Raw genomic sequence first — 13,754 nt, 5'->3', positions numbered from 1 at the left:
CCTTGCCTTTCGAATCTTTCTTCGATAGACTGGCCCCATGACGAACCCGGCGCCGCCTCCGACCTCGTGGGACATGACTCCCTTCGAGCGCGAGCGCGCCGACGAGGCGCTCGCGGCGCTCCGTGCGGCCGACGAGATGCGCGCGGGGGCCGACAGCCTCGCCGCGTCGGCGCACGCCGTCCTGCAGGCGATCGCGCGGGCGCAGTCGAAGCGCAGCGGCGCATCGGGCGACGAGCAGGATCTCCCGTATCGATCGATGGCCGAGGAGGTCGCGTCGTCGTCGCGGGTCTCCCGCACCGTGGCCGAGCGCCAGCTGGCCGACGCCGACGCGCTCACCTCGATGTACCCCGCGACGCAGCAGGCGCTGCGCGCCGGGCGGATCTCGCTCGAGCACGCCCGCGCGATCGTGTCCGAGGGGCAGGCCCTGACGACCGACGAGGCCCGGTCCCGGTTCGAGCGGCTCTGCCTCGAGAACGCGGTCGACGCGACGGCGCCCCGCACACGGCGCGCGGCGAAGACACTCGTCGATCGGCTCGAGCCGCGCGACGTCGAGCATCTGCACGAGCTGTCGAGGGCGAAGCGCCGCGTCGTCCTCCGCGACCTCGACCACGGCATGAGCGAGCTCTGCGCCGTCGGCGAGTCGACCGCGATCCACGGCGTCTTCGACAGGCTCACGACGATGGGGCGCTCGGTCGCGGCCGCGCACCGGGCCGAGCACCGGCGGGAGCGGGGCGAGGAAGCCGGGAGGGCCGAGGAGGCCGACCCGAGCAGGCGGACGCTCGACCAGATCCGGGCCGATCTCCTCCTCGACATCATGCTCACCGGCGCCCCGAACGCGCACCAGCAGCACACGCCCGGCGACACGGCGCTCGGCGAGATCCGTGCGACGGTGCAGGTGATCATCCCGGTCGATCGCCTCACGGACGTCGACGCCGGCACGCCGGGCGGCGCGGCACGGGAGATGGGCCGGGCGCTGCTCGAGAACGAGCAGCCGATCAGCACCGCGGCGGCGAAGCGCGTCGCGGGCACGGCGCCCACGTGGGATCGCATCTTCGTCGCGCCCGACGGGCAGGTCACCGCGACCGACAGCTACCGGCCGCGGCGCGAGCAGCGCCGATTCCTGCTCGCGCGCGACGGCACATGCCGGTTCCCGGGATGCGAGGCGAAGGCCCGCAGCTGCGACATCGACCACACGCACGACTACGCGCTCGGCGGAGCGACGAGCCTCGACAACCTCGGCTGCCTCTGCGCCGCGCACCACGTCGTGAAGCACGCGACGCCCTGGCGGGTGAGGCAGCTCGCCCGAGGGGTCTACGAGTGGACGTCTCCGCTCGGGGCGAAGCGCACGACGGTCCCGGCGTCGCGGGTGCGGTTCCGCGACCTGTCGGCCGACGGCGGGCCGCCCGCCGAGCCGGCGCCGCGCACCCGCGCGCCCGCGCCGTTCTGAGCGCGATCAGCGCAGCTGCGCGAAGGCCTCGACCCGCTTCGTGGGGCCGACGGCGAGCACGCTGTCGCCCGGGTCGAGCACGGTGTCGTGACCGGCGTGCTCCCACTCCGCGGATCCCCGCCGGCGAGCCGCGATCGTGATGCCGTAGCGCGAGCGCAGGTTCTTCTCGCCCAGGGCTCCGCCGCACAGCTCGGTCGGCGCCGTCACCTTCACGAGCGCGTATCCCGGGTCGATCTCGAGGTAGTCCTTCGCGGCCCCGCGCACGAGGTGCGCGACGCGGCGCCCCATGTCCGACTCCGGGTAGACGATGTGATCGATGCCGAGCTGCTCGAGGATCCTCCCATGCTGCTCGTCGATCGCCTTCGCCCAGATCTGCGGCCCCCGGAGCTGCAGGAGCATCGACGCGATGATGATCGACGCCTTCAGGTCGCCCGAGATGGCGATGACGGCGCGGTCGAACTGGTCGACCGCGAGCTGCTGCAGCACCTCCTCGCGCGTGGCGTCGGCGCGCACCACCTGGGTGAGCTCGCCGTTGAGCGCCTGCACGGCGTCCTCCGACACGTCGATCCCGAGGACCTCGGTCCCCGACGCCATGAGCTCGAGCGCGACCGAGCGCCCGAACCGGCCGAGGCCGATGACGACGACCGAGTCGGCCTCGGCGATGCGCCGGCTCCGCTCGCCGAACGACAGAAGGGATCCCATTTCTTCTCCTTTCGCGCCTCAGCCGATGGCCGGGCGCTCCTTGGGCAGTTCGTAGGCGATGGGGCGGTCGCGCAGGGCGAGCGCCGTCCCGAGCGTCATCGGGCCGAGACGCCCGATGAACATGAGGGCGACGAGGATCAGCTTCCCCGCCGTCGGGAGGTCGGGCGTGATCCCCGTCGAGAGGCCCACGGTGCCGAACGCCGAGATCGTCTCGAAGAGCACGCGGTCGAGGCCGTATTCGGTCATCGCGAGGATCGCGAGCGTCGCCGAGATCACCGCGGCGAGCGCCAGCAGGACGACCGAGATCGCCTCCCTGTGCACCGAGCGCGCGAGGCGCTTCCCGAAGATGTTGACGGCCGACCCACCGCGCAGCTCGGTCACGAGGATGAAGAGCAGCACGGCGAAGGTCGTGAGCTTGATGCCGCCCGCCGTGCCCGCGGGCCCGCCGCCGATGAACATGAGGACGTCCATGACGAGCCACGTCTCGTCGTGCATCTGCCCGATGTCGACCGAGTTGAACCCCGCCGTGCGGGTCTGCACCGCGTGGAAGAACCCCGCGAGCACGCGCGACGCCGGGCTCAGGGATCCGAGGGTCGCCGGGTTCGACCACTCCATCGTCGTGATCGCGACGGTCCCGACGACGAGCAGGGCAAGCGTCCCGGCGATCACGATGCGCGTGTTCATCGACCACCGCCGCGGCACGCTGAGCTCGCGGCGCAGCTCGCGCAGCACCGGGAAGCCGAGCCCGCCGATGATGATCGCCGCGCAGATCGGGAGGCAGATCCAGGGGTCGGACACGAACCCCGAGAGGTTGTCGCTGAACAGCGCGAAGCCCGCGTTGTTGAACGACGAGACGGCGTGGAAGACGGCGTGCCACGCGGCGGTCACCACGTTCTCCCGGTACCCCGTGAGGAAGCGCACGAAGAGGAGGAGCGCGACCGACCCCTCGACCGTGACGGAGGTCACGAAGATCCCGCCGACGATGCGCCGGATGCTCGCGGGCCCCGCGTGCTTCGTCTCGGCCGACGCCGTCATGCGCGCGCGGACCCCGAGCTTCCGCGCGAGCGCGATCCCGATGAGTGCCGCGAAGGTCATGACGCCGAGCCCGCCCACCTGCATGAGCACGAGGATCACGGCCTGGCCGAACCCGTTCCACGCCGTCGCGGTGTCGACGACCGCGAGCCCCGTCACGCACAGCGCGGACGTCGCCGTGAACAGCGCGTCGACGAAGGTCGTGTCGACGCCGGGCGGGGACGACAGCGGGAGCCAGAGCAGGCCGGTGCCGATCACGAGAGCGAGCCCGAAGGCCAGGACGATCGCCTGGGCGGGCGCGAGATGCCTCACGAATCGAGAACAGTACGCCTGTCCGCGACCCGCACACGAGGAATCGCCGCGGGCGTGTCTCAGCCCTCGGCGGCGAGCTCCTTGGCGCGGGCGTACGCCGCGTCGGTCGCGCGCGCGAACAGGGCCCCGAGGTCGGCGTCCTGCAGCACCTCGACGGCCCTCTCGGTCGTCCCCTTCGGGCTCGTGACGCGGCGCCGGAGCTCGGCGGGATCCTCGGCCTCGGCGTCGATGAGCGCCGTCGCGCCCGAGAACGTGCCCTGCGCGAGCAGCAGCGCGTCGGCGTCCGAGAAGCCCTGGTGCCGGGCCGCCTCGACGAGCTTCTCGATGAGCAGGAAGACGTAGGCGGGGCCTGACCCCGAGATCGTCGAGACGGCGTCGATCCCGTCGTCGCCGTCGACCTCGACGACCTGGCCGACCGTCTCGAAGAGGCGGCGCACGACCGCGACGTCGGCCGGGGTCGCGTGCGCGCCGGGCGCGATGCCCGTCACGCCCCTGCCGACCGTCGACGGCGTGTTCGGCATCGAACGCACGACGTGGGCGCCCGGGAGCTTCTGCTCGAACCGCGCGAGCGTGATCCCCGCCGCGATGCTCACGACGATCGCGTCGTCCCGCAGGTGCGGCGCGATCTCCTCGAGCAGATCGGCGACCATGGCGGGCTTGACGCCGACGAGCACGACGCGGGCGGCCGCGGCGGCACGCGCGTTGGCGTCGGGCGTCTCCTCGAGCGCCCAGCTCGTCACGCCCTCGAGCCCCGAGAACGCGGCGGCCTTCGCGGCCGAGCGGTTGGTCACGTGGACGCCGCCCACGGGGATCCCGCTCGCGACGAGGCCGCGCAGGATCGCGCCTCCCATGGATCCGGCACCGAGGAACGCGACAGAGGGCAGGGCTTCAGGCATGGCATCCACGGTACCGTCGGCGCTCGAATACGCTGTCGCCATGAGTGCACACGGCGGCGGCAAAGCGATCCTCGCGGCTTTCCTCGCGAACATGGGCATCGCCCTCGCGAAGTTCATCGGATGGCTCCTGTCGGGCTCGGCCTCGATGCTCGCCGAGGCCGTGCACTCCCTGGCCGACTCGGTCAACCAGATCCTGCTCTTCAGCGGCGGCGCCCGCGCGCGCCGCCACGCCGACGTCGAGCACCCCTTCGGCTACGGTCGCTCGCGCTACGTCTACGCCTTCATCGTCGGCATCATCCTGTTCTCGGTCGGCGGCGTGTTCTCGATCTACGAGGGCGTCGAGAAGCTCACGCACCCGCACGGCCTCGACGAGACCTGGTGGTGGCTGCCGATCGTCATCCTCGTGATCGCGATCGTCCTCGAGGGCCTCTCGCTGCGCACCGCCGTCGGCGAGGCGCGCGCCGTGAAGCAGAAGGGGCAGTCGTGGTGGGAGTTCGTCCGCCGCTCGCGCTCCCCCGAGCTCCCGATCCTGCTGCTCGAGGACACGGGCGCGCTCACGGGCCTCGTCTTCGCGCTCGCGGGCGTGACGGGCACGGTGATCACGGGCGACCCGGTCTTCGACGCGCTGGGGACCCTCGCGATCGGCGTGCTGCTCGTCGTGATCGCCCTCATCGTCGGCGTCGAGATGGCGAGCCTCCTCGTGGGCGAGGGCGCGACGCGGCAGGAGCTCGACGCGATCATCCGCGCCGTCGAGGACGGCCCCGAGGTCCAGAAGCTCATCCACATCAAGACGCTCTACGTGGGCCCCGAGGAGATGCTCGTCGCCGCCAAGATCGGCCTCCCCCAGGACAAGCCCGTGCAGTCGGCCGCCTACGACATCGACGTCGTCGAGGAGCGGATCCGCGCCGCCGTCCCGAACGCGCGCCTGATCTACCTCGAGCCCGACGTGTACCGCGACCCGAAGAAGGCCCAGCCGCCGACCGACGCCTTCGTGTTCCCCTCCTCCGACTGACCCCTGGCGGCGCCGATAGCCTGAGGGCATGACCGAGTTCGCCGTCTTCACCGAGCCCCAGCAGGGCGCCTCCTACGACACGCAGCTCGCCTTCGCGCAGCAGGCCGAGCGCTCCGGCTTCGACGGCTTCTTCCGCTCGGATCACTTCCTCGCGATGGGCGACATGCCGCGCGTCGCGCCCGGCGCGACCGACGCCTGGACGACGCTCGCGGGGCTCGCGCGCGAGACCGAGACGCTGCGCCTCGGAACGCTCGTCTCGTCCGTCACGTACCGCGTCCCCGGGATCCTCGCGGCGCAGGTCGCGCAGGTCGACGCGATGTCGGGCGGGCGCGTCGAGCTGGGCCTCGGGACCGGCTGGTTCGAGGACGAGCACCGCGCGTACGGGATCCCGTTCCCGGCCAAGCGCTTCGACCTGCTCGAGGAGCAGGTCGCGATCATCACGGGCCTCCTCCACGGCACGGCGGGAGAGCCGTTCTCGTTCTCCGGGGAGCACTACGCGCTCGAGGGCGGCCCCGCCTTCGCCACGGTCCAGGAGCGGATCCCCGTCACGATCGGCGGCGCGGGTCTCAAGCGCACGCCGGCCCTCGCGGCGCGCTTCGCGCGCGAGTTCAACGTCGCGTTCCAGGACGACGACGTCATCGTCGACCGCTGGGCACGCGCCCGCGCCGCGGCCGAGGAGATCGGGCGCGACCCCCGCACGCTGCGGCTGTCGACGGCCCTCACGACGCTCGCGGGGGCGAGCGAGGCCGACCTCGAGCGCCGCGCCGCCGCGACGAACGTCGACCTCGCGGCGTTCCGCCGGCGCAGCACCTTCTGCGGCTCGGCGCAGGAGATCGCCGACCGGGCGGGCGCGCTCATCGAGGCCGGGGCCGAGCGGATCTACTTCCAGCTCATCGACATGGAGGACCTGGATCACGTCGCCTTCCTCGGCGAAGAGGTGCTCCCGAAACTCCGCTGAAACGTAGATGCGTCTAACCTCTGATAATTGTGACGCAGATACGGATCAACGACGCCGCCGCCTTCCTCGGCGTGAGCGACGACACCGTCCGGCGATGGGCGGACCAGGGGGCGCTCCCCTCGGGCACCGACGACAAGGGCCGCAGGGTCGTCGACGGGCTCGCCCTCGCCGAGTTCGCCCGCGAACGGGCGACGCAGCCCGCCGACCCGCTCGGCGGCGTCGCGCGCTCGGCGCGCAACAGCTTCGTCGGACTCGTGACCCGCGTCGTGTCCGACACCGTGATGAGCCAGGTCGAGCTGCAGTGCGGCCCGCACCGCATCGTCTCGCTCATGAGCACCGAGGCGGTGAACGACCTCGGCATCGAGCCGGGGTCGGTCGCGGTCGCGAGCGTCAAAGCCACCCAGATCGTCGTGGAGGTAGCCCGATGAAGACCCACCAGAAGACCCCGCTCGCAGCCCTGTCGCTGCTGATCGCCGTCCCCCTCGCCCTCGCTGGCTGCTCGACCGGCTCGGACGACACGACGGACAGCGCCTCGGGCAGCGCGTCGGACGGCACGACCGACAGCACGACGCTCGTCGTCGCCGCCGCGGCCTCGCTGCAGAACGCGTTCACCGACATCGGGTCGCAGTTCGAGGACGAGCACTCTGGCGTCACGGTCTCGTTCACCTTCGATGGCAGCTCGGGCCTCGTCTCGCAGCTCCAGGAGGGTGCGCCCGGCAGCGTGTTCGCGAGCGCCGACGAGGCCAACATGGACAAGGCCGTCGACGCGGGGCTCACGACGGGAGACCCGCAGGTCTTCGCCCGCAACACCCTCGAGATCGTCACGCCGCCCGACAACCCCGCCGGCATCGAGACGCTCGCCGACCTCGCGTCGGGCGACGTCGACGTCGCGATCTGCGCCGCGCAGGTGCCCTGCGGGGCCGCGACGCAGCAGGTGCTCGAGAACGCGGATCTGACGCTCACCCCCGCGAGCGAGGAGCAGAGCGTGACCGACGTCCTGGGGCGCGTCACGAGCGGCGAGGCCGACGCGGGTCTCGTGTACGTGACCGACGTGACCTCGGCGGGCGACGAGGTCACCGCGATCCCGTTCGACGGCGCCGACGCGGTCGTCAACGACTACCCGATCGCGACGCTCGACGACAGCGACCTCGCGCAGGACTTCGTCGACTACGTGCTCTCCGACGCCGGTCAGGAGGTCCTCGCGTCGTACGGCTTCGTCGCGCCGTGACGACGCGGATCCCGCGCTGGCTGTACGCGCCGGCGGCGCTCGGCGCGCTGCTGGTGCTGCTGCCCATCGCGGGCCTCCTCTCGCGGGTCGAGTGGGCGCGCCTCCCCGCGCTCCTCACGACCCCCGAGGCGACGGACGCCCTCCTCCTCAGCCTGCGCACCGCGGCGTGCAGCACCGCGATCTGCGTCGTCCTCGGGGTTCCGCTGGCCTTCGTCCTCGCGCGCGCCGCGTTCCCCGGCCTCGCCGTCGTGCGCGCCGTCGTGCTGCTGCCCCTCGTGCTTCCCCCGGTCGTCGGCGGCCTCGCGCTGCTCTACGCCTTCGGGCGCAACGGCCTGCTCGGCCAGTGGCTCGAGGCGGGCGGCGTCCGCATCGGCTTCACGACCGTCGCGGTCGTCCTCGCGCAGGCGTTCGTGTCGCTGCCGTTCCTCGTCCTCAGCATCGAGGGGGCGCTGCGGCTCGAGCACCGCCGGTACGAGCAGATCGCCGCCACGCTCGGCGCCTCGCCGTCGGTCGTGTTCCGGCGCGTGAGCCTCCCGCTCCTCGCCCCCTCGCTCGTCTCGGGGGCGATCCTCGCGTTCGCGCGGTCGCTCGGCGAGTTCGGCGCGACCCTGACCTTCGCCGGGAACTACCAGGGCACGACGCGCACGCTCCCCCTCGAGATCTACCTGCAGCGCGAAGTGGACCCGTCGATCGCCGTCGCGCTCTCGCTGCTGCTCGTCGTCGTCGCGGTGATCGGCGTGCTCCTCACGACGGCCCGGAGGGCGCGATGACCGCCGAGTTCCCGAAGACACTCGCCGTGGAGGTCCGCTCGCACGGCCTCGCGTACGACCTCTCGGTCGGCGCGGGCACCTCGGTCGCGGTCATGGGGCCCAACGGCGCGGGCAAGACCACCTTCCTCGAGACGGTCGCGGGGCTCGTCCCCGGATCCGTGGTCCTCGGACCGGCCGACCTCACCCGCACCCCGTCGCACCGGAGGCCCGCCGCCCTCCTCGCGCAGGACCCGCTGCTCTTCCCGCACCTGTCGGTGCTCGACAACGTCGCCTTCCCGCTCCGCCACCGCGCGGGCCTCTCGCGGGCCGCGTCCCGCGCCGCGGCGGCCGAGCGGCTCGCGGACCTCGGGGTCGACCACCTCGCGGCGCGGCGCCCCGCGCACCTGTCGGGCGGTCAGGCCCAGCGCGTCGCGCTCGCCCGGGCGCTCGCGACCGACCCCGAGCTCCTGCTGCTCGACGAGCCGCTCGCCGCGCTCGACGTCACGGCAGTGCCGCCCCTGCGCCGAGCGCTGCGCGCCGCCGCCAGCGGACGCACGACCCTCATGATCACGCACGACCCGCTCGACGCGCTCGCGATCGCCGACGAGCTCGTCGTCGTGTCGGACGGATCCGTCGCCCAGCAGGGCCCGACGGCCGAGGTGCTGCGCGCGCCCGAGACCGCGTTCGGGGCGGCGCTGCTCGATCAGAACCCCTGGATTCGCACCGCCGACCTCGACGCGCTGCGCGGCTGAGGCGCCGCTACCGCCGCGCCTCGAAGAACGCGGTCAGCGGCGCGCGCGCGGCGTCCTCGAGCACGCCGCCGACGACCTCCGCGCGGTACGGCAGGCGGCGGTCGCGGACGACGTCGTAGAGGGATCCCGCGGCGCCCGCCTTGTCGTCCCAGGCGCCGAAGACGAGGCGCGAGATCCGCGACTGGAGGAGCGCGCCGGCGCACATGAGGCACGGCTCGAGCGTGACCACGAGGGTGCAGCCCTCGAGGTTCCATGCCCCGATCGCGCGGGCGGCCTCGCGCATCGCGAGGACCTCGGCGTGCGCCGACGGGTCATGAGTCTCCTCGCGGCGGTTGCGGCCCGACCCGATCACGGTGCCCGAGCCGTCGACGACGAGCGCCCCGACCGGCACCTCGCCCGCGGCGCCGGCCTCGAGCGCGAGCGCGATCGCCCGGCGCATGAGGTCGACGTCGCCCGGGTCGTGAGTCATGCCTCGAATGTACGGGGTGCCGTCCGACTTTCTCCCGTAGCCTGGACACCATGCGCGTGCACATTGCCGACCACCCGCTCATCACCCACAAGCTGACCGTCCTGCGCGACGCGAAGACGCCCTCGCCGGTGTTCCGCCAGCTGACCGAAGAGCTGATGACGCTGCTCGCCTACGAGGCGACCCGCGAGGTGCGCGTCGAGGAGACCGAGATCCAGACCCCGGTCACGACGACCAAGGGTGTGCGGATCGCCGACCCGAAGCCGCTCGTCGTGCCGATCCTGCGCGCGGGCCTCGGCATGCTCGAGGGCATGACCAAGCTCGTCCCGACGGCCGAGGTGGGCTTCGTCGGCATCGTGCGCGACGAGGCGACGCTCAAACCCTCGACCTACGCCGAGCGCCTTCCCGAGAACCTCGAGGGCCGCCAGTGCTTCGTCCTCGACCCGATGCTCGCGACCGGCGGGTCGCTCGCCGCCGCGATCAAGTTCCTCTTCGACCGCGGCGCGACCGACGTCACGGCCGTGTGCCTGCTCGGCACGCCCGAGGGCGTGCGGGCGATCGACACCCTCGTCGGCGACCGCGACGTCAAGCTCGTGCTCGGCGCGATGGACGACGGGCTCAACGAGAAGGGCTACATCGTGCCCGGCCTCGGCGACGCGGGCGACCGCCTCTACGGCACGGTCTGAGCGGCCGGCCGCGCGACGAGCCTGCTGAAGGCGCTGAGCCGCGCGACCGACTCGGCGCGCATCGGCAGGTCGTCGACGAGCGCGGGGCTGTGCACGAGGTAGGCCGCAACCTTCGCGCGGCTGATGCCGACGTTGAGCCGGTTCTCGAGCAGCAGGAAGTCGGGCCCGCGCGGCGCGTCGCGGCCCGATGACGCGGCGAGCGTCATGATCGCGACGGCGGCCTCCTGCCCCTGGAAGCGGTCGACGGTGCCGACGCGTACCTCGGGGAACCCGGCCCGCGCGAGCTCGCGCTCGACGAGCTGCTGCTGCGCGTTGTAGGGCGCGACGACGATCACATCGGCCTGCGTGAGCGGCCGCGGATCGAGCGCCGTCGCGACCTGTTCGTCGTCGATGTCGATGTCGACGAAGGCGCGCCCCACGACGTCGCGCACGATGCCCACCACAGCGGAGGCCTCCTCGGGCGAATCGGTCGCGTTGCCGCGATGCCGCACGGGAACGGGGTGCAGCCCGGGCTCGACCCCCGCGACCGACCGCAGCTCGGCGCCCGGCCGCGAGCGGAGGCGGCCCGCGTACGAGAGCTCGGAGACGGGGCGCGAGACCGCCGGGTGCATGCGCCAGCTCTGCGCGAGAAAGTAGCCGTTCTCGGGCGAGAGCACGGGGTCGTCCTGCATGAGCCACCCGAGCGCCGAGGTGTTGACGGGGGCCGGGTGCACGGCCTGGCTGACCTGCGGCAGCTGCCGCGGGTCGCCGAGCAGCAGCAGGCGGCGCGCGGCCATCGAGACCGCGATCATCGGCGCGAGCGAGAACTGCCCGGCCTCGTCGACGACCAGGAGGTCGAGCGAGCGCCGCGCGACCCGCGTCTCGTTCGCGAAGTCCCACGCCGTGCCGCCGACGACGTATCCGCGCAGCTTCGACTGCTGGAAGCCCGCGATCGCCTGCTTCCTCACGACCGTGAACGCCTCGCGCCCCGTCGGCTCGGCGCCGCCGCGCAGCGACTTGCCGACGAGCTCGCGCGGGGTGCCCGCGCGCACGACCCTGTCGAGCATGTTCTCGACGACGGCGTGCGACTGGGCGACGACGCCGACCTTCCACCCGTGCTCGTTCACGAGGCGCGCGATCACGTGCGCCCCCACGTAGGTCTTGCCCGTGCCCGGAGGACCCTGGACCGCGAGGTAGGTGGGAACCGACAGGAGCGAGAACACGATCGCCTCGGCGTCGCTGCCGATCGCCGTCGACACGACGCGGCCCGAGTGGTGCGCGGCGCCGAGCCCGCGGAGGATGTCGGTCGCGGGGTCGATCGGGAACGCGCCGTCGGTCTCGCCCACGGCCGTCGCGGCCCGGAGGATGCTCGTCGACCACTCGCGGATCGCGGTCTGCATGCGCCCGGCGGGCGGCGGAGACGGCGGCGTCATGGCGACGGGCAGCTCGCGCCACGTCTCGCCCGCCGCCGTCTCCTCGACGAGGGCCCCGCCCTCGAAGACCTCGACGACCGTCGCGGGGCGCGGCACGTGGATCCACCGCTCGGACGCGTCGTTCGCGAAGGGCGCCGGAGCCGCGTAGAGCAGGAACGGGCGCGATCCGACCGTGAGGCGGCTTCCCGGGGCGAGGTCGCCGCGCAGCTCGAGCCGCCGGCGCCCTCCGCTCCACTCGCTCGCGATCGACGACGCGCGCGCGTCGACGAGCATGACCTCGCGCGCGTCGGCCCACAGCGACGCCGGCTCCCGGAGGCGCTCGAAGTGCGCCTGCCAGAAGCCCTTCGCCTCGCGCGGGTAGTAGTCGATCGCCGCGGCCGCGAGCCGCAGCGCCATGGCGTCGCTCGGCGCGAGGTCGGGATCGCCTGCGCGCCGCACGAGCGACTCGGCCTCGAGCGACGGCTCGTAGGGCTGGCCGAGCGCGTCGTCGGGGGCGGCCGGAACGGCCCCCGTCTCGCGGGCGCGCTCGACGAGCCAGTCGCGCAGGCGCCGCGTCGACACGCAGTCGTAGCGGTTGTAGTCGGCGAGGTCGTCGAGGATCGCCTGCCCCGCGTCGGCGCGCCCGCCCGCGATCAGCTCGCGCGCCTCGACGTAGCGCACGATCGAGTCGTCGCCCTTCTGGACGCTCTGAGTGCGCACCTCGTCGCCCATGTAGAGCGGCTCGAGCTTCTTGATCGAGTACGAGCGGGATCCCACCCGCAGGGCGTGCTTGACGACGGGGTACAGGTCGACGAAGAGCTCGTCGCGCAGCATCGCGTCGACCTCGGCCTCGCACACCCCGTGCCGCGCCGCCATCGCCGCGAGGTGGACGGGCTCGTACGGCGCGTAGTGGTAGATGTGCATGCGGGGGCTCGCGCTCCGGCGCTGCGCGACGAACTCGCAGAACCGCTCGAGGGCCTCGCGCTCGGCGGCGAGGTCGTGCGCCCAGATCGACGAGTACTGCTCGCGGATGTCGACCCACCCGAAGAGGTAGTCGATGCCCCACGCCGGCCGGCCGTCGACCCCGGGCTCGGCGTGCAGCGGGTCGCCCTCGAAGTCGAAGAAGATGTCGCCCATGTCCGGGCGCGGCATGGATCCGAGCGCGTGCGGGTTCTGCACCTGCCACTCGGGCACCGCGCGTCCCTCGGACGCGATCTGCAGCCGGGCCTGCGAGCGGAGGCCCGCGAAGGCCTCCTCGCTCATGCGCGCGGGCGCCTCCGAAGCCGCGGCGAGCGCGTCGATCGTCGCGATGCCGGCGTCGCGCAGTCGGGTGCGCTGCTGCGGCCGCATGCCCGCGACGAGCAGGACGTCGCGCCGCTCGACGACCTGCGCCTCGCACTCGGCGCATCGGCCGCACGCGCGCACGTCGAGATCGCCCCGCGGATCGCCCCACGCGATCGCCGGGATCGGGTCGCCGATGGCGCGGTCGGCGACGAGCGCCCGCAGGCGGTCTCGGCGCGCCGAGAACAGCGGGAGCAGGTCGGCGACGTCGTGCGTCGAGGTGGTGCCGTCGCCGAGGAGGAGGTCGACCTCGTCGGCGCGCGGAACACCCAGCGCATCGAGACGGTCGACGTATGCCGCGAGCTGCATGAGCGCCGTGACGCGCGGAGTGCGCGCGAGCTTCGTGTCCTGCACGCGCCAAGCCCCCGCGTCGTCGCGCACGAGGAAGTCGGCGAAGCCCACGAAGTCGTCGGCAGAGAAGGCCGCCTGGAACACGACCCGCACCGCGGGATCGGCGAGCGCCGCGTTCGTCTCGTCGACGGCGGCGGCGAGCGCCGACGACGCCGACGAGACCCGCTCGATCTCGACGACGGCGTCGGCGTGCTCGGCGCGATACGCCGCGAGCTGGCGCGCCTCGTGCGCGTCGCCGAGCGCGGCGGCCCTCTCGAGCATCGGGTCGTCGGGCTCGTCGACGGCGGCGCACCGGCCGAGCTTGGCGTCGATCTGGCGCAGCCACGCGAACTCGCACTCGGCGGCGGCCTTGAGGTCGCTCGCGCTCCAGACGAGGCGGTTCGAATCGCGGATGATGCGCATGCCTCAACGGTATGCGGCACCCCTGACAG

General features: G+C 73.0%; 13 protein-coding genes. 8 read left to right on the top strand and 5 right to left on the bottom strand.

The window, feature by feature from the left end; translation table 11 throughout:
- Positions 1-37 precede the first annotated feature (37 nt).
- Entirely contained in the window at positions 38-1,447 is a 1,410-nt protein-coding gene (locus H576_RS14990) for an HNH endonuclease signature motif containing protein (RefSeq protein WP_051172464.1), read from the top strand.
- Between the two features lie 6 nt (positions 1,448-1,453).
- Here the strand turns inward: H576_RS14990 and H576_RS0108480 are convergent, their stop codons facing one another.
- Genes H576_RS0108480 through proC form a run of 3 tightly spaced genes read right to left on the bottom strand, consistent with a single transcriptional unit; the run spans position 1,454 to position 4,389 of the window.
- Positions 1,454-2,149, bottom strand: coding sequence for a potassium channel family protein (locus H576_RS0108480; RefSeq protein WP_029150585.1), 696 nt, complete (start codon positions 2,147-2,149; stop codon positions 1,454-1,456).
- A gap of 18 nt (positions 2,150-2,167) precedes the next feature.
- Positions 2,168-3,493 carry a TrkH family potassium uptake protein gene (locus H576_RS0108475; RefSeq protein ID WP_211215789.1) on the bottom strand — a complete coding sequence of 442 codons (1,326 nt, stop codon included), beginning with the start codon at positions 3,491-3,493 and terminating at the stop codon, positions 2,168-2,170.
- 59 nt (positions 3,494-3,552) lie between these two features.
- Complete coding sequence (proC, locus tag H576_RS0108470) at positions 3,553-4,389, bottom strand: pyrroline-5-carboxylate reductase (protein WP_029150583.1); 837 nt, start codon at positions 4,387-4,389, stop codon at positions 3,553-3,555.
- A gap of 40 nt (positions 4,390-4,429) precedes the next feature.
- Here proC and H576_RS0108465 point away from each other — a divergent pair, with 40 nt between their 5' ends.
- The 6 genes from H576_RS0108465 to H576_RS14985 are packed head-to-tail and all read left to right on the top strand — an operon-like array spanning position 4,430 to position 9,088.
- Positions 4,430-5,401: a cation diffusion facilitator family transporter gene (locus H576_RS0108465; RefSeq protein WP_029150582.1), complete on the top strand. Its 972-nt coding sequence runs from the start codon at positions 4,430-4,432 to the stop codon at positions 5,399-5,401.
- Positions 5,402-5,429: 28 nt separating this feature from the next.
- A complete protein-coding gene (locus tag H576_RS0108460; RefSeq protein ID WP_029150581.1) occupies positions 5,430-6,359 on the top strand; it encodes a TIGR03560 family F420-dependent LLM class oxidoreductase in 930 nt (309 codons plus the stop codon).
- 29 nt (positions 6,360-6,388) lie between these two features.
- The gene (locus tag H576_RS0108455) at positions 6,389-6,787 is read left to right on the top strand and encodes a TOBE domain-containing protein (protein WP_029150580.1); all 399 of its coding nucleotides are present in this window, start codon (positions 6,389-6,391) and stop codon (positions 6,785-6,787) included.
- Positions 6,784-7,587 (top strand): molybdate ABC transporter substrate-binding protein, encoded by an 804-nt coding sequence (gene modA / locus H576_RS0108450; protein WP_029150579.1) that lies wholly within the window; start codon positions 6,784-6,786, stop codon positions 7,585-7,587. The genes H576_RS0108455 and modA overlap by 4 nt, the downstream gene beginning before the upstream one ends.
- Positions 7,584-8,357, top strand: a complete 774-nt coding sequence (locus tag H576_RS0108445) for an ABC transporter permease (RefSeq protein ID WP_029150578.1) — start codon at positions 7,584-7,586, stop codon at positions 8,355-8,357. Before modA ends, H576_RS0108445 begins: the two co-directional genes overlap by 4 nt.
- Positions 8,354-9,088, top strand: coding sequence for an ATP-binding cassette domain-containing protein (locus H576_RS14985; RefSeq protein ID WP_051172460.1), 735 nt, complete (start codon positions 8,354-8,356; stop codon positions 9,086-9,088). Before H576_RS0108445 ends, H576_RS14985 begins: the two co-directional genes overlap by 4 nt.
- Positions 9,089-9,095: 7 nt before the next feature.
- On the opposite strand, the gene tadA is transcribed toward H576_RS14985, so the two are convergent.
- Positions 9,096-9,557: a tRNA adenosine(34) deaminase TadA gene (gene tadA, locus H576_RS0108435; RefSeq protein WP_029150577.1), complete on the bottom strand. Its 462-nt coding sequence runs from the start codon at positions 9,555-9,557 to the stop codon at positions 9,096-9,098.
- Positions 9,558-9,607: 50 nt separating this feature from the next.
- On the opposite strand from tadA, the gene upp reads away from it, so the two are divergent.
- Positions 9,608-10,240 (top strand): uracil phosphoribosyltransferase, encoded by a 633-nt coding sequence (gene upp / locus H576_RS0108430; protein WP_029150576.1) that lies wholly within the window; start codon positions 9,608-9,610, stop codon positions 10,238-10,240.
- Here upp and H576_RS0108425 read toward each other — a convergent pair.
- Positions 10,225-13,725: a TM0106 family RecB-like putative nuclease gene (locus H576_RS0108425; RefSeq protein ID WP_029150575.1), complete on the bottom strand. Its 3,501-nt coding sequence runs from the start codon at positions 13,723-13,725 to the stop codon at positions 10,225-10,227. The genes upp and H576_RS0108425 overlap by 16 nt on opposite strands.
- Between the last annotated feature and the right edge of the window lie 29 nt (positions 13,726-13,754).

This window comes from Microbacterium indicum DSM 19969, assembly GCF_000422385.1.
In the GTDB taxonomy this organism is placed as follows: domain Bacteria; phylum Actinomycetota; class Actinomycetes; order Actinomycetales; family Microbacteriaceae; genus Microbacterium; species Microbacterium indicum.
The sequence above is the reverse complement of the archived record's forward strand: the minus strand, read 5'-3'. Positions and strand labels throughout refer to the sequence as shown.